Consider the following 558-nt stretch of genomic DNA (forward strand, 5'->3'; position numbering starts at 1 on the left):
CGGTCGCCGCCGGGCAACCGCTGCGCCTGCGGTTGGCGCTGGCAACGGCCGACGGGCGCCGACGGCGCGGCCTGCGCGTGCGCCACGGCGTCGCGCACACCTACCTCGACCTGCACCGCGACGATCGCAACGAGGCCGACCTGGAGGTGCCCACCGAGCGCCGCGGCTGGCTCGACCTGCAACGCATCCAGGTCTCCACCACCCAGCCGCTGGGCCTGCTGCGCGCCTGGGCCTGGTTCTGGCCGGACGCCCCGCTGCTGGTCTACCCGCAACCGGAGGCAGACGGTCCGCCGCTGCCGGCCGGCGCCGGCACCCCGACCCAGACCCGCCTGCACGCGCTCGGCGAGGAATTGCACCAGCTGCGCCCATATCGCGCCGGCGATGCGCCGCGGGCGATCGCGTGGAAACACTCGGCGCGCCGCGACACCCTGCTGGTACGCGAGTACGAGCGCCCGATCGGCGTGGACGTGGTACTGGACTGGCGCACGCTGCCGGCCTTGCCGCACGAACGTCGTATCGCACGGCTGGCGCGCTGGGTCGAGGAAGCCGAACGCGACA

At 74.6% G+C, this 558-nt stretch carries 1 protein-coding gene; it reads left to right on the forward strand.

Annotated features, from left to right (window positions below; all coding sequences use genetic code 11):
- Positions 1–558 (forward strand): DUF58 domain-containing protein (locus tag D180_RS17140; RefSeq protein WP_017913761.1); only part of this gene is annotated, 558 nt, incomplete at both ends.

Origin of the sequence: Xanthomonas sp. SHU 166 (assembly GCF_000364685.1) — a bacterium.
GTDB lineage: Bacteria > Pseudomonadota > Gammaproteobacteria > Xanthomonadales > Xanthomonadaceae > Xanthomonas_A > Xanthomonas_A sontii.